This is a genomic window from Microbispora siamensis (assembly GCF_016863095.1).
Taxonomy (GTDB): domain Bacteria; phylum Actinomycetota; class Actinomycetes; order Streptosporangiales; family Streptosporangiaceae; genus Microbispora; species Microbispora siamensis.
This window is the reverse complement of the sequence record NZ_BOOF01000003.1, coordinates 159339-177201: the sequence shown is the minus strand read 5'-3', so window position 1 is coordinate 177201 and position 17863 is coordinate 159339. Positions and strand designations below refer to the sequence as shown.

Sequence of the window (17863 nt, the reverse complement as noted above, 5' to 3'; positions counted from 1 at the left end):
GAAGAGGTTGCCGGGCGATCACCGCTGGGTAATCTCGCGATATGTCACCATCTGTCGCTGTCGTCACGGATTCCACGGCGTACCTCGGCGCCGAGGCGACCGGCAGATGGAACATCACCGTCGTACCGGTTCAGGTGCTCCTGGGCGATCGTGAGATCGACGACGTGACCCCGTTCGACGCCGGTCTTCTCGCGCACGCACTCAAGGACCGCTCGCCGATCGTCACCTCACGCCCGGCCCCCGAACGCTTCGCGGACGTCTACCGGCGGGCCGCCGCGAACGGCGCCGCCGAGATCGTCTCCGTCCACCTGTCCGGCGCGCTGTCCGGGACCGCCGACTCCGCGCGTCTGGCCGCGCGTGAAGCCCCCGTACCGGTCGAGGTCGTCGACAGCGGGTCGATCGCCATGGGCCTCGGCTTCGCGGTGCTGGCCGCCGCGCGGGCGGCCGTGGCGGGAGCCCCGGGCGCCGAAGTGGCCGATGTGGCCCGGCGGCGGGCCGCTGCCGCGAGCACGTTCTTCTACGTCGAGACGCTCGACTACCTGCGGCACGGCGGCCGCATCGGCCGGGTGACCAACCTCCTGGGGTCGGCGCTGTCGATCAAACCGCTGCTGCGCATGGCCGACGGCGAGATCGGCGTGCTGGAGAAGGTCCGCACCGCGAGCCGTGCCCTCGCCCGCCTGGAGGACCTGGCCGTCGAGGCGGCCGGGGACCGGCCGGTCGACGTGGCCGTGCAGCACCTGATGGCGGCCGAGCGGGCCGAGGCGCTCACGAAAGGGCTGACGGCACGACTGCCGAGGCTCGTACGGATGTGGGTGGCCGAGATCGGGCCGGTCCTCGGGGCCCACGTCGGCCCCGGCATGCTCGGCGTCACCGTCGCCCCCGCCGCCGCGGACTGAACCCCTCGATAGCCGGATCGGCCTGGGTACCCGGCCGTTTTCGCGCCGTGCCTGGGGTACGTGGCCAACCTGCCGCTCGCCGAAACGCCGACGCCAAGGACGGCCGCGCCGTCCGGGGCGTCGGTCCGCCGTGCCAGGCTGTCCTGCCGCGCGGGCGGAAGCACACGTGCCCGTGCCGCGCCCTGGACCCGGGCGCGCTGGGCCGAGTGGTGCGTCCGGACCTCTCGCCCCTCGCCCGGCGGACACTCCGGGGGTTCGCGGGTTGTCCACAGAATCGCGTTCGGCGCCGGGCGGGGCCCTGGCACATGCCTACCGTCCATGGCGTGCGAAGCAAGGAGTTTCGCGGGGCCGCACGCGGCGTCGCCGGCGAGTCCCGCCTGCGCGGGCTGTTGCGTCCGCTCGATCCGGTTCCCCCGTCCGCCCGCCTGCGGTCGACGCCGTCCCCGCCCGGGCCGCCGCCGTCGTTCGGTGCTCCCCATCTCGTCCGTACGGAGACGTACGTGCCGGAGCATCCGGCGGAGGTCGAGGACGGTCCTTACCGGGAGGAGACCTTCGGGATGCCCGAGGAGGTCGCCGATCGGCGGGAAGGACGCGCGGACGGGCCGGGGACGACCGTGCGGTGCCTGCGAACGCGCGGGCGACAGGCCCTCGGCCGCACCCTGCCACGGCTCGACCCGGGCATGCCGGGGCTGCGGGCGCTGGTGGCCGCCGGGCTGCTCGCCGCCGTCGTCACCGGGGTCCTGGCCTGGCGGTCGAGGCCGGTGGCCGAGCCCATCGCCCCGCCGCTCCCGGCCGCCGCGGTTCGCGACCTCAGCCCTGCTGCGGACCCTGCCGCCGACCATGCCGCCGGCCCCGGGGCGGCACCAGGCGAGACCTCGCGTCCGGCCCCGGCCCGCGGAACCGGAGTCGGAGCCGGAGCAGGGCCGGGCGCGACCGCCTACGTCGCGGGCACCGGTGGCACCGTTGCCGCCACCCCCGGCCCGTCGACGCGAGTGGTGGTGTACGTGACGGGCAAGGTCCGCAAGCCGGGGGTGTACGTCCTCGTGTCGGGCTCGCGGGTCGCCGACGCTGTCGAGGCCGCGGGAGGTCTGCGGAAGGGCGCGAATCCGGGTGGGATCAACCTGGCCCGGCGTCTGGTGGACGGTGAGCAGATCGTCGCCGGAAGCCCGGCGACGGCCGGTGCGGGACCCGCTTCCGGCCGTGATCCGGGCATGGTGCCGGGGGTGCCTGGGGGCGGGGTGGTGAACCTCAACACCGCCACCGCCGAGCAACTCGACGCGCTGCCCGGGATCGGCGGCGTGATCGCGCAGCGGATCGTCGACTACCGGGACGCGCACGGGGGTTTCCAGAGCGTCGACCAGTTGAAGGACGTCCCTGGCATCGGAGACAGGAAGTTCGCCGAGATGCGCGACAAGGTCTCCGTGTGACCGCCGTCGGCCGCCCCCACGACCTCCCCGAGGACCGCGACGAGCTGGGGCAGGAGGAGCAGGGACGTGATGAACCGGGCCGTGATCGGCCGGGTCATGATCAGCCTGGGCGCGGCAGGACGGTCTCCGGTCCGGCGGCGCTGGCCGCTCCAGCGGTGGCCTCCTGGCTCACGGCACTCGTGCTGCTCGGCTGCCCCGACGTCGCCGGAGCCGCCGTGGCGGTGGCCGCGGCCGTCGCGGGCGCCGTCGCCTGGGCGGTGGCGCGGCGCCGCACCCACATGGACCCCACCGTGGCTCCGGCAGGAGAGCGTGGCCGGGGCGGCGTCGCCGAGGCAGGATCGCGCGTCGGCGGGGGGCTCCCCGGCCCGACGGGAGCGCCCGGGGCCGCCGTCAGGATCGCGCTCGCCGTGCTCGCGTCCGTGGCCGTCACGGCCGCGGTGACGGCGTTCACGGTCCACGGGGTGACGACCGGGCCGGTGCCGGAACTGGCCCGCCGGGACGCCACGGTGACCGCCGAGGCCGAGATCACCGACGATCCGCGTATCCGGCCGCACCAGGGCGGGGTGTCCCGGCGGGAGACGGCGGTCGTCCGGGCCCGGATGCTGCTGGTGTCGGCCGCCCAGGAGCGGTTCGTCGTGGACGTGCCCGTCGTGCTGCTCGGTCCCGCCGACGGGTGGCGTCCGCTGCTGCCGAGCCAGCGGGTCAGGGTGCGCGGGCGGCTGGGCCAGGCCGAGCCGGGTGAGCCGGTCGCGGCCGTGATGCTCGTCCGGGGGCCGCCCGAGCCGATCGGTGCGCCCTCGGCCGTGCAGCGTGCGGCCGGGGTGCTGCGTACGGGTCTGCGCGAGGCGAGCGGCGTGCTGCCGGACGACCAGCGTGGTCTGTTGCCCGGCCTGGTCGTCGGCGACGTGTCGCGCCTCGACGAGGAGGTCCGGCTCGACCTGGCGACGGCGGGACTCGGCCACCTCACCGCGGTTTCCGGCACCAACCTGGCGATCGTGGCGGGCGCCGTGCTGGTGCTCGGGCGCTTCGCCGGCCTGCCACTGGCCCTCCGGGCCGTGGTCGCGGTCGTCGCGATGATCGCGTTCTCGGTCGTGGCGAGGCCGTCGCCGAGCGTGCTTCGAGCCCTTGTCATGGGAACCGTCGCCGCCGTGGCACTCGGCACCGGCCGCAGCCGGGACGGCGTGGCCGCCCTGTCGGCGACCGTGCTGGGACTGGTCGTGTTCGATCCCGGGCTCGCGCGGCAGTGGGGCTTCGCGCTGTCGGTGTTCGCGACCGGCGGCATCCTGGTCATCGCGCCCCGATGGCGCGACCGTCTGACGGCCCGCCGGGTGCCCCGCCTGCTCGCCGAGGCCCTGGCCGTGACCGCCGCGGCGCAGGCGGCCGTCACGCCCCTGCTGGTGCTGATGTCCGGACGCCTCGACCTGGCCGCGATCCCGGCCAACCTGCTCGCCGAGCCCGCGGTGGCGCCCGCGACGGTGCTGGGGTTCGGGGCCGCCGTGATCGCCCCGGTGAGCATGGACCTGGCCCGGCTGCTGGTACGCCCCGCCGGGTGGGCCGTGGGCTGGATCATCGCGGTGGCGCAACGGGCGGCGGACCTTCCGTTCGCCTCGGCCGAGTGGCTCGGGGGAGTGTCGGGAGTCGCCGCGCTCACGGTGGCGGCCGTCGCGGCATGGCTCGTCCTGCGGGGCCGCGCGCGCAGGCGCGTCGTGGCGGCGCTCGCCGCGGGAGCGTTGCTCGCCGCCCTCGTGGCCATGCCGGTGGTGTCGCCCTGGCCGCCGCCGGGATGGCTGCTGGTCGTCTGCGACGTCGGGCAGGGGGACGCCCTGGTGCTGGCGGCCGGTCCCGGCCGGGCCGTGGTGGTCGACGCCGGGCCGCAGCCGGGCCCCGCCGACCGGTGCCTGCGCGCTCTCGGAGTGCGGCAGGTGCCGCTCGTGGTCCTCACCCACCCTCACCTCGACCACGTCGGCGGGCTGCCCGGCGTGCTGCGCCGCCGCGCGGTGGGTGCGGTGGTCGTGAGCCCGGGCCGCGTGCCGGAGGGCGAGGCCGGGCGCGTCTCCGCGCAACTCAGGACGGCCCGGATCCCGGAATGGCAGGCGGTTCCCGGGATGCGGTGGCGATTCGGGCCGAGCGAGATCACCGTGCTCGCCCCCGAGCCCGGTGTGGCGCCGCAGGGCACCGGCGAGGGGACGACCGCCAACAACGCCAGCGTCGTGCTGCTGGTCCGCTGGTCCGGACCGCGGCCGGGGGCGGCCCTGCTCGCCGGGGACCTGGAGACGGAGGCACAGGAAGCTCTGGTGCGGTGCGGCCTGCCACGGGTCGACGTGCTGAAAGTGCCCCATCACGGGTCGTCCCGGCAGGCGCCGGCCTTCCTCGCCGCCACGGGCGCGCGGGCCGCCCTCATCAGCGTCGGCGCGGTCAACGACTACGGGCATCCCGCCCCGCTGACGCTGCGGCGTCTGCGCTGGCTCGGCATGCGGCCCTACCGCACCGATCTGTCGGGGGACATCGCCGTCGTCGCCGCCCACAACGGCCTCGCCGTAGTCGTACGGGGCAAGTGAGCGGGTGGAGCCGTGCGAGAAGATCACGAGTGGAACGGTGGTTTCCGCACCCGGCGCGGGCACGTGCGCCTCGTTCGGCAGCGGCCTGTTCGCGCGGAATACCGGGGTGGCGGACTCTGGCCGTGGAAGTGCTCTTGACCTGCCGATCAACGGTGCGGACGTGGTTCGGCCCGGCGCCGGGTGGCGTGGATGGAGCCGAGGAGATCGAGGGCCTGGGCGCTGGCGCTGCCTGGCTCGGCATGGTAGATCACAAGCTGCTGGCCGGGGGCGTCGCGTACGTCGAAAGCCTGGTAGGTGAGCGTGAGGGGTCCAACGTCGGGGTGGAGGAAGTGCTTGGCGTCCTGGGTCTTGCCGCGCACGGTGTGAGCGTTCCAGAGGCGGGCGAAGTCCACACTGTGCTCGGTGAGGGTGCGGACGAGTTCGCGTAGCCGCGGGTTGTCCGGATCGAAGCCTGCTGCCTGGCGCAGATTGGCGACGGTGGCCTGGGCCGCTCGGTCCCAGTCTGTGTAGAAGCCTCGGCCCGCGGGGTCGAGGAAGGTCATGCGGGCCAGGTTGTCCGCCGGCTCGAACGGGGTGTAGAGGGCGTCGGCCAGGGAGTTGGTGGCGAGGATGTCCAGGGTTCGGCTCATGACGAATGCCGGAGTGCTGGGGTAGCCGTCCATCAACTGGCGCAGCGCCGGGCTGACCCGGTCGGCGACGTGGGCGGAGGGCCGGTAGCCCGGCGCCGTCCCGGCCAGCAGGTGCAGGTGCGCTCGGGCATCTGCGTCGAGGCGCAGCGCGCGGCTGAGGGCGTCGAGCACCTGGGGTGAGGGGTTGCGCTCGCGCCCTTGTTCCAGGCGGGTGTAGTAGTCGGCGTTCACTCCGGCCAGGACGGCGACCTCCTCACGGCGCAGCCCGGCGACTCTGCGGGCCCCGTAGCTCGCCATGCCGACGTCCCCCGGCTGCAGCCCGGCGCGGCGGGCGCGCAGGAAGTCCCCCAGATGGTTGCTGTCCATGTGCTCAGGCTATGCGGCGGCTCCGCCGTGCTGCCTGGGTGCGCCGCACCCAGGCAGCACACGTCCTGGTTGATGCCTCCCGACCTGCGCAGACTCGGTGGAGCGAGCCAGAACCGCGTGGAGTGAGCAAAGGAAAGGAGCCCGCCATGTCCCAGATCGCCGATGACGACAACGTCGACGTGATCGGAATGTGGGTGACAGCGGACGGTTACATCCGCCAGGAGTTGCTGCCGGACGGCCGCTACGACGAGGCCCGCGGCGAGCGGCGCAGCGCGTACACCGGCCGGTACACGGTGACCGGCAGCCACCTCGACTACGTCGACGACACCGGGTTCACCGCGACGGGTGACATCCGGGACGGGGTCCTCTATCACGAGCACCTCGTGCTGTACCGGGAGGAGAGGCCGTCATGACCGAGATCGCCTGCGGCTTCACCGGCATATGACCGGCGCTCGCAACGCCACAAGACCCGACCCAGAGATCGGCACAACGAGACACAGGGGGATTTCCATGACAGGGCAACGACTCGCCGGCAAGGTCGCGCTGATCACCGGCGCGACCGGCGGCATCGGCACGGCGACCGCCGAACTGTTCGCCGACGAAGGCGCCCGGCTGGTGATCACCGATGTCGCCGAAGGGCCCCTGCGCGACCTGGCCCACCGGATCGAGGCGCGTGGCGCGGAGGTCGTTGCCGCCCGCCTCGACGTCTCCTCCGCGTGGGAGTGGGACAACGTGATCGGCGTCGTGCGCGACCGGTTCGGCATGCTGGACGTGCTGGTGAACCTCGCCGGCATCGTGGACTGGCCGGGCATCGAGGACACGCGGGAGGACGCCTGGGACCGCGTCATCGACGTGAACCAGAAAGGCACCTGGCTCGGTATGAAGGCGGCGATGTCGCTCCTGCGCGCGAGCGGCAACGCGTCTGTGATCAACACGTCATCGGTGCTCGGGCTCGTGGGAAGCGGCGCCGCCGCGGCCTACCAGGCGTCCAAGGGCGCGGTGCGTCTGTTGAGCAAGACCGCCGCGGTCGAGTACGCGCGGCAGGGAGTGCGGGTCAACTCCGTGCATCCCGGCGTCATCGCGACGCCGATGATCCAGGATCTCCTGGACGAGCAGGGCGATCAACAACCGGACATCCAGCGCACCCCGATGCGCCGGGCCGGCCGTGCCGACGAGATCGCACCCGCTTTCCTCTTTCTCGCCTGCGACGACTCCTCGTTCGTCACCGGCTCGGAGCTCGTGGTCGACGGCGGGCTCACCGCTTACTGAGCAGCGGACGCAGGACGGCGCGCAGAAAAGTCTGCCGCCGCGTCATCGCGAGGCGATTCAGGCGCCTCGCGACCGGCGTCTGACCGCACCACCCAAGGAATGGACAATGACACCTGCGAATCCGTCCGCCGAGACCGCCGAGTTCGCTGGAAAGGTCGCCCTCGTCACCGGGGCCGCGCGCGGCGTGGGCAAGGAGACCGTCCGGCTGCTGCACCACCGCGGCGCACAGATCGTCGCCGTCGATCAACGCCCCGGGGTGAAGGAGCTGCCCACCGAGTTTCCGGGCGTGCACCCCCTTGTCGGCGATGTCACCGATGAGGCGACCGCCCACCTCGCGGTGCGGGAGGCCGTCGATGTCTTCGGCGGTCTCGACATCCTGGTCAACAACGCCGGGCGCACCCTCAACAAGCCGATCACAGAGACGACGGCGCAGGACTGGGACGCCGTGATGGCGGTCAACGCCCGGGGTTCTTTCTTCTTTGCCCGCGAGGCGTTCCGTGCGATGCGGAGCCTTGGTGGTGGAGCCATCGTGAGCACGGGCTCCTACGTCTGCACGGTCGCGCTGCCCGAGGGCGCCGCCTATAGCGCGTCCAAGGGGGCACTGGCCCAGTTGACCAAGGTGCTCGCCGTCGAGGGCGGGCCCTTGGGCATCCGGGCGAACATCGTGGCCGCGGGCGTCATCGAGACGGACTTCCTCGACACCTTCCGCTCCGACAGTCGTGCGTACCTGGCGTCCTTCGCCGGCGCCCAGCCGCTCGGCCGGGTGGCCAAGCCGGAAGAGATCGCCGAGGTGCTCTGCTTCCTCGCATCGCCGCGTTCGAGCTTCATCACGGGCGCCGTGGTCGCGGCGGACGGCGGGTTCACCGCGATTTGAGCGGCAGACCCGTACCCCCGCAACACGGCAGCGGCAGCGGCAGGCGGACAGCGGGCGTCTGCGCGGCGGCAGCGGCGCAAGCGCTGTGCACGGCCGGCGCGAGACGGACGACCGAGGCCCTGACTCCGCGCCGGGCCGGCGCGACCGCCGCCTCCTCCGGCCGGCACCCGGCCCGCTGCGGGATCACGTCGTCCGCCTCCGACGCGGCCTCCCGCAGCATGTCCCGGCCTGACGAGGTCGGCGTCGTCCGGTCGGACTCGGCCGTGGGCGCTGGGATCCGTCGTGGAGGCGGAAGGCGGATGTGCCCCGGCAGCCTGGGCGTGGCATGCTGCGTCACATGGCGAACCCAGCACCCGTGACCCTGGTCATCGGCGACGAGGAGTTCCTGGCCGATCGCGCCGTCGGCTCCATCGTGGCGGCGGTACGCGCCGAGGACCCGGGAGCGGAGCTGCACGACCTTCAGGGGAGCAAGGTCGAGCCGGGGGAGCTGACCGGGCTCGCTTCCCCCTCGTTGTTCGGCGATCGGTCGGTCATCGTGATCCGGGGGGCACAGGACCTCTCGAAGGACGTCATCGCCGAGATCGTGAAATACACCGCCCATCCGGCCGACGACACGGTGCTGGTGCTGGTCCATCCTGGCGGAGTCAAGGGCAAGGCACTGGTGGACGGCGTGAAGAAGGCGGGCGCCGACGTCGTCACCGTGGCCAAGCCGACGAAGGCGGGAGAGCGGCTCGACTTCATCAAGGCCGAGGTGCGCAGGGAGGGCCGCTCGATCTCGCCCGGCGCCGCCCAGGCGCTGCTCGACGCCGTGGGCAGCGACCTGCGCGAACTGGCGGCCGCCTGCAGCCAGCTCGCCTTCGACACCGAGGGCAAGAACATCGACGAGGCGGCGGTCGCGAAGTACTACCGGGGACGCGCCGAGGTCAGCGGCTTCACCATCGCCGACCTGGCGATCGAGGGCCGCCTGGGAGAGGCGCTGGAACAGGTCCGGTGGGCCCTCGCCACGGGTGTGGCGCCGGTGCTGATCGTCAGCGCACTGGCCGGAGGCCTGCGCTCGCTCGCCAAGGTGGGCGGGGCGCCCCGCAACCTGCGCGGCGGCCAGCTCGCGAGCCATGTGGGCATGCCGCCCTGGAAGGTCGACCGGGTGAAGCGCCAGCTGGCCGGCTGGGGGCCGGAGGGGATCTCCGCCGCCCTGCAGGCCGTGGCCACCACCGACGAGCAGGTCAAGGGCGGCGGCACCGACCCGGCGTACGCGCTGGAGAAGGCCGTCCACACGATCGTGGCCAGCCGCGGCACCCGCTGAGCCGCTTCCGCCATCGGCTCAGGCGCGGCCGGGGTTCTCCATACGGAGCAGCATCCGCTTGAGCAGCGCCGCGAGGACGTCCTGGTCGTCCGGCCCCAGGACGCCCACCATCGCGTCCTCGACCTCTCCGCGCAGGTCCATCGCCTTGAGCCAGATCGCGCGGCCCTCGCTCGTCAGCTCCACGTCCACCCGGCGACGGTCCTCCGCGCTGCGGATGCGCCGGACGAGCCCCGCCTTCTCCAGGGTGTCCAGGCGGCCCGTCATGCCGGCGGGGGAGACCTTCAACTCGGCGGCGAGCTCCGAGGGGGTGGCCCGGCCGCCTTCCCCCCGGGCGCCGAGCCAATGAAGGGTCTCGTACTCGAAGTCCTGCAGGCCCACCGCGGCCAGCGCGCCGTCCTTGGCCTGGGCCAGGTGCTTCACCAGGAACTGCATGCGGGTGACGATCGCCTCCACACGTTCGTCGAAGGGCGCCTTCCCGCGCCACCGCGCGATGTGCCGGTCCACCGAGTCGTCCACGGGTCAATCCTACGCCAGATAAAAATACGTTGACGAAAGCTTCGCTGGCGAAATACTTTCCCTCGCATGATTGCACGTCTGGTCGCCGGGCGGACGGTCGCGGCGCTCGCCACCGCCCTCATCCCCACCGGGCTCACCCTCGCCGTCATCAGGGTGACCGGCTCCGCCCTCGATCTCGGTGTCGTCCTCGTCGCCGAGACGCTGCCCATGCTCCTGCTGCTCCCGGTCGGCGGAGTGATGGCGGACCGTTTCCCGCCGAGGCGGGTGATCCTCGTGGCCGACCTGGTCCGCTGCGCCGCCCAGGTGACACTGGGGTCGCTGCTCCTCCTCGGGCACCCCGGTATCGCCGTGATGGCGGGACTCGCGGCGCTCACCGGAGCCGCGGTGGCCTTCGGCGTCCCGGCGGTGTCACCGCTGGTCGTCGGAGTGGTGCCGGCGGAGCGCCGGCTGCGGGTGAACGCCCACGTCGGGGTGGCCGCCGGCCTCGCCCAGATCTCCGGCCCCGCGCTCGCCGGAGGACTGACACTGTGGCTCGGCCCGGGCTGGTCCTTCCTGCTGACGGGGGTCCTGTTCGCCGGGTCCGCGGTCACGCTGGGCGGCCTGGTCACGGCTCCCCGGCCGGCGGCCGTACGCGATCACTTCCTCGGCGACCTGCGGGAAGGGTGGCGCGAGGCGCGGCGGCACCGCTGGTTCCTGATCAGCGTGGCCGGGCACGGCGTCTGGCACCTCGGGGCGGGCGTCCTGCTGACCCTCGGCCCGGTCATCGCCGTACGCAGCCTGGGCGGGGAGCCGGTCTGGGTGGCCGTCGCGCAGGCGGGAACGGTGGCGGCGGTGCTCGGCGTCTTCGTGGCCCCCAGGCTGCCGATCCGGCGGCCCCTCGCCGTGGCGGCCGTCGGGGCGGCGGTCTACGCGTGCCCGCTCGTCGCCTTCGCGTTCCCCACGGCGTTTTCCGCGCCGGCCGTGGTCGTGACCGCCGCGTACGTCGTCGCCATGCTTGGGGTGGGGATGCTGTCGCCGCTGTGGGAGACGGTGGTGCAGCAGCGTGTGGAGCCTCAGGCCCTCGGCCGGGTGGACTCGTTCGACGTGCTCATCTCCTACGCGGCCCGGCCTCTCGGGCTCGCGGCGGCCGCGCCGGTCGCCGCCTGGGCCGGCGCCGCGGCTCCGCTGCTCACCGCGGCGGTGCTGGTGGCCGTGGTCAACCTGGCCGTGCTCGCCCTGCCCGAGGTCCGGCGGCGTACGACCGAGGAGGCGGTGGAGTCGCCCGTGCCCGCCTGAGGTCCGGCGGCGGGTACGCGAAAACGCCGCATCCCCCGCGAGGGGAGATGCGGCGTGCGCCTTGCGTGAACTACTTGGCGGCCTGCAGGGCGGCGGCGCGCTTGGCGATCGCCGACTTCCGGTTGGCGGCCTGGTTCTTGTGAATGACGCCCTTGCTGACGGCCTTGTCGAGCTGCCGGGACGCGGCCTTGAGCGCGACGAGGGCGTCGTCGACGTTGCCCTGGTCGGCGGCCTCGCGGAACTTGCGGACCGCGGTCTTCAGGGACGACTTGACGGCCTTGTTGCGCAGCCGGCGCTTCTCGTTCTGCCGGTTGCGCTTGATCTGGGACTTGATGTTCGCCACGAAGAAAGCCTCAGTGTTAAGTCTTGGTCGGATGGGGCGCGCGGGCTGGTGAGAGGGCGCGCCACACGCAGTTGGACAGGATACCAACAGCCCGGGTCGCCGCTCAAATCACGACGACGGGGCCGCCCTCGCTCATGCTATCGCGACGCGGCCACCGCGGTCCGCACATCGGCCCGCCCGCCCGACGACTCGACGGCTCCTCCTGCGCCGCCGCGCACCCAGGCCCGCTCGTACTCCCTCCAGTCCTCCTCCGTGGCCGCGAAGTCGACGTACAGGGCCAGGCCGAACTCGGTTCGCGGACCGTGCTCGCTGATCGCGAGCCGCGCGCCCTCGGCGGCGGCCTCGACGCTCTCGGCGTAGTCGAGGTACGCCACGCCGTGGTCGTGGTACGCAGGAGCCCCGATGAGGAGGGTCTTGTCCTCGGGCACCAGGTCGAGGGCGAGCGAGGTCTGCCGCGCGACGTAGCCGCCGTACAGGGACGGCAGGGGCGTCCCTGAGTCGTACGTCATGATCGCCACCTGGTCGGTGAGGCCGACGACCTGGCGGAAGTAGTCCGGCGTCCAGTACTTGTCGTGGCCGATGGCGAGGGCGGTGGGGGCGCGCAGGCCGGTCAGCGGCTCGATCTGCTGGGTGGCGACCGACAACGGCCGGGCGCCGATGGCCTGCCGCGTCTCGCGCAGGACGCTGAGGAACGGCCCGTCCCCGTCGGAGACCGGTTCGAAGTCGTAGTGGATCCCGTCGAATCCGAGGGTGACCAGGTCACGGGCGCCCGCCACGACGCGGGCCCGCGTCGCCGTGTCGGCCAGGCTCAGGTGGGGCTTGCCGTTGTCGTTGACCGTCTGGCCGAGCCAGGCCGACACCCGGACGCCGGGCACGTTCTTCCGCCACCATTTCAGAAAATTTCCGGCATTGGCGTAGCGGTCGGGTGGCAGGGTCCCGTCGTACTTGAACGGCCCGCTGTGGACGTACACGTCCCTGATCCCGCTCGCGCGCAGTCGTACGGCGAGGGCCCGCACGTCGGCCTCGGTGCGGCGGCCGTCCACCCACGCGTGGCCCATCCAGAGGGCGTCGTGGCCGGTGGTCCTGGCCCATCCGGCCGGCGTGCCGGCGAACTGCAGACGCAGCGCGGCGGCGCCGACCAGGGCGAGCGCGAGCGGTACGGCCACGACGACGGCGGCTAATCGCAGAACACGTCTGGTGGTCAAGGCAAGCATCCGGACATGCCACCATGGAGGGTGGCTGGTCCGCCAGCCTCGGGGGGGCCCGCCGAGCGCGAGTCGAGGCGGACGGCCCGCCCGATCAGCAGTCAATCATCTTGTCGAAACGGACCTCGGTGCGCACTCAGCCTGGCCAGACCGACCCCGCGTTGATCCGCAACTTCTGCATCATCGCGCACATCGACCATGGCAAGTCGACCCTCGCCGACCGCATGCTGCAGCTCACCGGCGTGGTGGACGACAGGTCGATGCGCGCGCAGTACCTCGACCGCATGGACATCGAGCGGGAGCGGGGCATCACCATCAAGTCGCAGGCCGTGCGGCTCCCGTGGAACGGCCACGTCCTCAACATGATCGACACCCCGGGCCACGTGGACTTCACCTACGAGGTGTCCCGGTCGCTCGAGGCGTGCGAGGGCGCGATCCTGCTGGTGGACGCCGCCCAGGGCATCGAGGCGCAGACGCTGGCCAACCTCTACCTGGCCATGAACGCCGACCTCCACATCATCCCGGTGCTCAACAAGATCGACCTGCCCGCCGCGCAGCCGGACAAGTACGCCGAGGAGATCGCCGGGCTGATCGGCTGCGACCCCGCCGACGTGCTGCGCGTGTCCGGAAAGACCGGTGTGGGGGTCAAGGAACTGCTCGACCACGTCGTGGAGCACGTCCCGGCGCCCGTCGGGAACGCCGACGTCCCCGCCCGGGCGCTGATCTTCGACTCGGTGTACGACACCTACCGGGGCGTCGTGACGTACGTCAGGGTGGTCGACGGCCACCTGTCCAAGCGCGAGCGCGTGCTGATGATGTCCACCGGCGCGCAGCACGAACTGCTGGAGATCGGCGTCATCTCGCCCGAGCCGATGCCGTCCGACCAGGGCCTCGGCGTGGGCGAGGTGGGCTACCTGATCACCGGCGTGAAGGACGTGCGCCAGTCGCGCGTCGGCGACACGGTCACCAACGCGGCCAAGCCCGCCGCGGAGGCCCTCGGCGGATACGAGCACCCCAAGCCGATGGTCTACTCGGGGCTCTATCCCATCGACGGCGACGACTACCCCGAGCTGCGCGAGGCCCTCGACAAGCTGCGGCTGAACGACGCCGCGCTCGTCTACGAGCCGGAGACGTCGGCGGCACTCGGCTTCGGCTTCCGCTGCGGGTTCCTCGGCCTGCTGCACATGGAGATCGTCCGTGAGCGGCTGGAACGCGAGTTCAATCTGTCGCTGATCTCGACCTCGCCCAACGTCATCTACCGGGTGATCATGGAGGACGGCAAGGAGCACGTCGTCACCAACCCGTCGGAGTTCCCGGCCGGGAAGATCGGCCAGATCTTCGAGCCGGTGGTGAAGGCCACGGTGCTCGCGCCGGCCGAGTTCATCGGCGCGATCATGGAGCTGTGCCAGGGCCGCCGCGGGCAGCTCCAGGGCATGGACTACCTGTCGGAGGACCGGGTCGAGATCCGCTACACGCTCCCGCTCGGCGAGATCATCTTCGACTTCTTCGACCAGCTGAAGTCGAAGACCCGCGGGTACGCCTCGCTCGACTACGAGCCGTCCGGCGAGCAGGAGGCCGACCTGGTCAAGGTGGACATCCTGCTGCAGGGCGAGACCGTGGACGCGTTCAGCGCGATCGTCCACCGCGAGAAGGCGTACGCCTACGGCGTGGAGATGGCCAAGAAGCTCAAGGAGCTCATCCCGCGGCAGCAGTTCGAGGTGCCCATCCAGGCCGCGATCGGCGCCCGCGTCATCGCCAGGGAGAACATCCGCGCCATCCGCAAGGACGTCCTCGCCAAGTGCTACGGCGGCGACATCAGCCGTAAGCGCAAGCTGCTGGAGAAGCAGAAGGAGGGCAAGAAGCGGATGAAGATGGTCGGCCGGGTGGAGGTGCCCCAGGAGGCCTTCGTCGCCGCCCTCTCGTCCGAGGCCCCGGACAAGAACAAGAAGTAGGCACCGCCTGGTTTGACCAGAACTTAATAGCATCGCGGAGAAACATGACCATCCGTTAACGTTTGGCCATGCGCATCCTCTCTGTGAACGTGGGCCGGGCCGTCGACGCCGAGTGGGCCGGCAACCTGCGGCGTACGGCGATCGATAAGCGGAAGGCCGAGGGCCGGGTAGCCGTACACGAGAACGGCCTGGAGGGCGACGAACGCGCCGACGTCGCCAACCACGGCCACCCGGACCAGGCGGTGTACGCCTACGCGCGGGAGGACTACGACTGGTGGGAGCCCCGGATGGGCCGTGACCTGCGCGACGGCCAGTTCGGGGAGAACCTCACGACGGTCGGGGCCGACGTGACCGGCGCGGTCCTCGGGGAGCGGTGGCGGGTCGGCACGGCCGTCCTGGAGGTCACCGCCCCCCGCGTCCCCTGCGTGGTGTTCCGCAACTGGCTGGACGAGCGCGGCTGGGTGAAGCGCTTCACCGACGAGAACCGCACCGGGGCGTACTTCCGGGTGATCGAACAGGGCGAGCTCGGCGCCGGCGACGAGATCGAGGTGCTCTACCGGCCCTCGGACAGCGTGACGATCGCCGAGTCGTTCCGGGCCTACCACGGCGACGGGGACCTGTTGCTGCGGATCCTCGCCCTCCCCGGCCACAGCGACAAGTGGGACCGGATCGCCGAGCGCGTGCTCGGGACCCGGACCGGCGTGGTCGCGTCCTGATCACCAAGTGCCCACGCCTTCGGTTCCGGCCGTGGCCCGCCGGTGCAGGGCACTTCCGTAGAATGACGGGCCGACCCCCAGCCGCGTGAGGCGTCCTCATGTCCCTGACCGCACGACTGATCGCCGCAGCCGCCCTCGTGTCGTGCGCGGCGGGCTGCACGGCCGCGCCGGGTGAAGCGAAACCTCCACCGGTCGAATTCACCCAGGACATGGCCGAGTCCACGCTCGCCAAGATCGTGAGCGGCGTGGCGGAGAACGGTGTCGCCGGATTCTGCTCGCGGCATGTGCGCGGCACCGACACCTGCGCGACGCTTCTCGATGCTGCTCTCCGTTCGTGCCTGCTGCCCGGCGGCAAGCCCGAGGTGAAACGAGCGGTGCGCATCCCGCAGAAAGGCCACTCGGAAGGCGGGTGGCTGCTGGAACTGCACGGCAGGACGATGGACGGCCAGCGCTACGTCTCGGAGTTCTTCGCCGTCCGCCCCGGAAACGGGCCGCCCCAGGCGGCCTTCGGCGTCTACTGGACGGGCCTCGGACTCGACGAATCCCCGTTCGGGCCGGACAACACGAAGGTTCCGCAGAACGCCTGCCCAGGCAAGGAAGCCACGCGGTACATCAGTCAGCCTTGGGTGTCCCGATAGTAGGTGACGGTCGCGTCCGTGAAGCGCTGGAAGCTCGACGGCATGGGGAGACCGGAGTCCTTCTGGGCCTGAAGCGCCTCCGGTTCCCTGCTGAAGGCGGCGGCTCCCTCGGCGCTCTGCCACAGATTCACGGTGATGATGCCCTCGTCGGTCGCGCTGGTGATCGAGAGGATCGCGCCGTGCCTCGGGGCGAGGCGCTCGACCACGGGATCCATGTGCCGCTGCTTACGGGCGAGTAGATCGTCGGCGTCGCCGGTCATGGTGTGGATGGACAGGAAGGCCATGAACACCCCTCCTCATCGGTTCAGGCCAGCTGTGCTGGGACCGTCAGCAGTACAGCAGGTCCCACCGACAGAAAGCGGGCTCGCCGAGCGGGCTCTTGCCGTTTCCCACGCCGTCAGGGCGTCAATAAGCCCGCGCCGTCAGCGGTCGCCCGGCTGTGGTGCGGAAGGGGCAGGGCGCCCCTTCCGCACGGCCCGTCAGCGGAGGATGGAGTAGAGGGCGGTGGTGAGGGAGGCTTTGTTGTCGTCTTGGTCGATGGACCAGAGCATGGAGCCGCCGAGGCCCTTGAGCCGGATGTAGGCGGCTTTCTGCAGCATGACGGCGGGGTCGTCGTAGGACCAGAACTCGTTGCCGTCGTAGAGCCACTGGGTGCCGGTGAGCAGGTCGCGGTGGGCACATGGGGGAGAGGAGAGACTGCTCACTCACGCGGCGTCCCTCCCGCTGTCGGAGGCGGTGTCGTGCGCGTCGCCGACGTACTCGGCACCGTGGATGGCGGCGAGCCGCCGCCACTTGTCGACGCCCCACCGGGGCGAGCGTTCGAGCTGCCGCTTGCACCACTCCTCAGCCAGCGCAGCCATTGGACCCAATGAGCATGTCCAGGGGGCCTACCGCTGGGCCGGGTCCCTCCAGCGGAACGGCTTATCCGTTTTGTTGGTTGCCCGGTGGTTCCCCCTGTGCTCGAATCTGTCGCGGCCGGTTGCTCGCTGTTGTGAATGTCTTTCCGCCCTGTCGCGGACGGAGCCCCTTTGCCCTTTCAGATGTACCACCCCAGAGAACGTATGCGCTCACGCTATCGGTCGGACCGGTCATGCCCGGGACAGTGGCAGGGCCCAGGATCGTATGCATAACCATGCCATTGCGATCACCCCAATGATCGACAGGGGGATAAGTGCGTAATAGTGGGAGATGCTGGTAATCCCTGCGCTGATGACGCGCTCAGGATGGACCTGATCATAGACGATGTCCATGGAGTCGCCAGGATGAATCTCTGAAGCATCGATCGAATCCGACACGTCGGTTGTGACGTGTTCTCCGGTGGGAGTGGAGAATCTCACTACTACGAGATCTCCCCTATATCGGTAATGCTGTGCGTCGACGATCATTGCCTCGGCCCGAACCCCCCGCGCCAGAATCGTTCTCGTCTGATTCATTTCGATGACCAAGAAAACGGTGAGTGTCAGGAAAAGGAGCGAGAACACGCCGAACGTCACGGCTTTGGCCGAAGGAAGTCTCACAAAAAGATAAACGCGGACACCGGCGGGCGGAGTTCCATCAGTCCTCGCGCCAGATGGGTCCGAGCGCGTTCGGGTCGAAGTTGCCCCACGACCCCATGCCCTTGCCCACGGGATGGACGATCACTGCGTGGAACGCATCCGTGACCATCGCGCGCTTGGTGCCCCTTGAAAGGCCGCCCTGGTCCTCGGGCAGATACCGGCGCCGCCGTATGTCGGCCCCGTCAACGATGCGCCGAGTTTGCCTGCGCTCCTTGGCCACCCTGTGCGCCTGCTCTCGCGCCGTAGTTCGTTGATCAACTGCTTCTGGGGTGCGAGCTCTTTCTTCTTTCAGCTCTCGTACCCCGCCAACAAATCGCGTCCTCAATGACGTACGACCGGG

General features: G+C 71.2%; 21 protein-coding genes. 11 read left to right on the top strand and 10 right to left on the bottom strand.

Going from position 1 to position 17863, the window contains the following annotated elements; genetic code table 11:
* Positions 1 to 41: 41 nt before the first annotated feature.
* The 3 genes from Msi02_RS03920 to Msi02_RS03910 all read left to right on the top strand — a co-directional run bounded on the left by Msi02_RS03920 (position 42) and on the right by Msi02_RS03910 (position 4881).
* Positions 42 to 896, top strand: a complete 855-nt coding sequence (locus tag Msi02_RS03920) for a DegV family protein (protein WP_204047098.1) — start codon at positions 42 to 44, stop codon at positions 894 to 896.
* Between the two features lie 323 nt (positions 897 to 1219).
* A complete protein-coding gene (locus Msi02_RS03915) occupies positions 1220 to 2323 on the top strand; it encodes a ComEA family DNA-binding protein (RefSeq protein ID WP_239108103.1) in 1104 nt (367 codons plus the stop codon).
* A complete protein-coding gene (locus Msi02_RS03910; protein WP_239108102.1) occupies positions 2320 to 4881 on the top strand; it encodes a ComEC/Rec2 family competence protein in 2562 nt (853 codons plus the stop codon). Before Msi02_RS03915 ends, Msi02_RS03910 begins: the two co-directional genes overlap by 4 nt.
* A 146-nt stretch (positions 4882 to 5027) precedes the next feature.
* On the opposite strand, the gene Msi02_RS03905 is transcribed toward Msi02_RS03910, so the two are convergent.
* Complete coding sequence (locus Msi02_RS03905) at positions 5028 to 5876, bottom strand: helix-turn-helix transcriptional regulator (protein ID WP_204047097.1); 849 nt, start codon at positions 5874 to 5876, stop codon at positions 5028 to 5030.
* A gap of 146 nt (positions 5877 to 6022) precedes the next feature.
* Here Msi02_RS03905 and Msi02_RS03900 point away from each other — a divergent pair, with 146 nt between their 5' ends.
* The 3 genes from Msi02_RS03900 (at position 6023) to Msi02_RS03890 (ending at position 8019) form a co-directional block, all read left to right on the top strand.
* Positions 6023 to 6289, top strand: coding sequence for an Atu4866 domain-containing protein (locus tag Msi02_RS03900; RefSeq protein WP_204047096.1), 267 nt, complete (start codon positions 6023 to 6025; stop codon positions 6287 to 6289).
* 97 nt (positions 6290 to 6386) lie between these two features.
* Positions 6387 to 7145 (top strand): SDR family NAD(P)-dependent oxidoreductase, encoded by a 759-nt coding sequence (locus Msi02_RS03895; protein WP_204047095.1) that lies wholly within the window; start codon positions 6387 to 6389, stop codon positions 7143 to 7145.
* A gap of 106 nt (positions 7146 to 7251) precedes the next feature.
* Complete coding sequence (locus tag Msi02_RS03890) at positions 7252 to 8019, top strand: SDR family NAD(P)-dependent oxidoreductase (protein WP_204047094.1); 768 nt, start codon at positions 7252 to 7254, stop codon at positions 8017 to 8019.
* Here the strand turns inward: Msi02_RS03890 and Msi02_RS03885 are convergent.
* The gene (locus Msi02_RS03885) at positions 8006 to 8239 is read right to left on the bottom strand and encodes a hypothetical protein (RefSeq protein ID WP_204047093.1); all 234 of its coding nucleotides are present in this window, start codon (positions 8237 to 8239) and stop codon (positions 8006 to 8008) included. The genes Msi02_RS03890 and Msi02_RS03885 overlap by 14 nt on opposite strands.
* 117 nt (positions 8240 to 8356) lie before the next feature.
* Between Msi02_RS03885 and holA the strand changes: the two genes are divergently transcribed.
* The gene (holA, locus tag Msi02_RS03880; protein ID WP_204047092.1) at positions 8357 to 9322 is read left to right on the top strand and encodes a DNA polymerase III subunit delta; all 966 of its coding nucleotides are present in this window, start codon (positions 8357 to 8359) and stop codon (positions 9320 to 9322) included.
* An 18-nt stretch (positions 9323 to 9340) separates the two neighbouring features.
* Here the strand turns inward: holA and Msi02_RS03875 are convergent, their stop codons facing one another.
* Positions 9341 to 9838, bottom strand: a complete 498-nt coding sequence (locus Msi02_RS03875) for a MarR family winged helix-turn-helix transcriptional regulator (protein ID WP_204047091.1) — start codon at positions 9836 to 9838, stop codon at positions 9341 to 9343.
* Between the two features lie 66 nt (positions 9839 to 9904).
* On the opposite strand from Msi02_RS03875, the gene Msi02_RS03870 reads away from it, so the two are divergent.
* Complete coding sequence (locus tag Msi02_RS03870) at positions 9905 to 11113, top strand: MFS transporter (RefSeq protein WP_204047090.1); 1209 nt, start codon at positions 9905 to 9907, stop codon at positions 11111 to 11113.
* Between the two features lie 70 nt (positions 11114 to 11183).
* On the opposite strand, the gene rpsT is transcribed toward Msi02_RS03870, so the two are convergent.
* Both rpsT and Msi02_RS03860 read right to left on the bottom strand, forming a co-directional pair.
* The gene (gene rpsT, locus Msi02_RS03865; protein WP_079312124.1) at positions 11184 to 11456 is read right to left on the bottom strand and encodes a 30S ribosomal protein S20; all 273 of its coding nucleotides are present in this window, start codon (positions 11454 to 11456) and stop codon (positions 11184 to 11186) included.
* 137 nt (positions 11457 to 11593) lie between these two features.
* Entirely contained in the window at positions 11594 to 12670 is a 1077-nt protein-coding gene (locus Msi02_RS03860) for a glycoside hydrolase family 18 protein (protein ID WP_239108101.1), read from the bottom strand.
* A 119-nt stretch (positions 12671 to 12789) separates the two neighbouring features.
* Here Msi02_RS03860 and lepA point away from each other — a divergent pair, with 119 nt between their 5' ends.
* The 3 genes from lepA to Msi02_RS03845 all read left to right on the top strand — a co-directional run bounded on the left by lepA (position 12790) and on the right by Msi02_RS03845 (position 15967).
* Positions 12790 to 14613, top strand: coding sequence for a translation elongation factor 4 (gene lepA / locus Msi02_RS03855; RefSeq protein WP_239108100.1), 1824 nt, complete (start codon positions 12790 to 12792; stop codon positions 14611 to 14613).
* Positions 14614 to 14681: 68 nt separating this feature from the next.
* Positions 14682 to 15329, top strand: a complete 648-nt coding sequence (locus tag Msi02_RS03850) for an MOSC domain-containing protein (protein WP_204047087.1) — start codon at positions 14682 to 14684, stop codon at positions 15327 to 15329.
* A gap of 98 nt (positions 15330 to 15427) precedes the next feature.
* Positions 15428 to 15967 (top strand): hypothetical protein, encoded by a 540-nt coding sequence (locus tag Msi02_RS03845; protein WP_204047086.1) that lies wholly within the window; start codon positions 15428 to 15430, stop codon positions 15965 to 15967.
* Here the strand turns inward: Msi02_RS03845 and Msi02_RS03840 are convergent.
* From Msi02_RS03840 to Msi02_RS03820, 5 genes are all read right to left on the bottom strand, one after another.
* Positions 15946 to 16251, bottom strand: coding sequence for a hypothetical protein (locus tag Msi02_RS03840; protein WP_204047085.1), 306 nt, complete (start codon positions 16249 to 16251; stop codon positions 15946 to 15948). The two genes, Msi02_RS03845 and Msi02_RS03840, sit on opposite strands and share 22 nt — an antisense overlap.
* Positions 16252 to 16446: 195 nt before the next feature.
* The gene (locus Msi02_RS03835; protein ID WP_239108099.1) at positions 16447 to 16671 is read right to left on the bottom strand and encodes a glycosyl hydrolase family 18 protein; all 225 of its coding nucleotides are present in this window, start codon (positions 16669 to 16671) and stop codon (positions 16447 to 16449) included.
* Complete coding sequence (locus tag Msi02_RS03830) at positions 16672 to 16827, bottom strand: hypothetical protein (protein ID WP_204047084.1); 156 nt, start codon at positions 16825 to 16827, stop codon at positions 16672 to 16674. It abuts the gene before it with no gap.
* A gap of 228 nt (positions 16828 to 17055) precedes the next feature.
* Positions 17056 to 17460: a DUF3592 domain-containing protein gene (locus Msi02_RS03825; protein ID WP_204047083.1), complete on the bottom strand. Its 405-nt coding sequence runs from the start codon at positions 17458 to 17460 to the stop codon at positions 17056 to 17058.
* A 61-nt stretch (positions 17461 to 17521) separates the two neighbouring features.
* Positions 17522 to 17743: a hypothetical protein gene (locus Msi02_RS03820; protein WP_204047082.1), complete on the bottom strand. Its 222-nt coding sequence runs from the start codon at positions 17741 to 17743 to the stop codon at positions 17522 to 17524.
* Between the last annotated feature and the right edge of the window lie 120 nt (positions 17744 to 17863).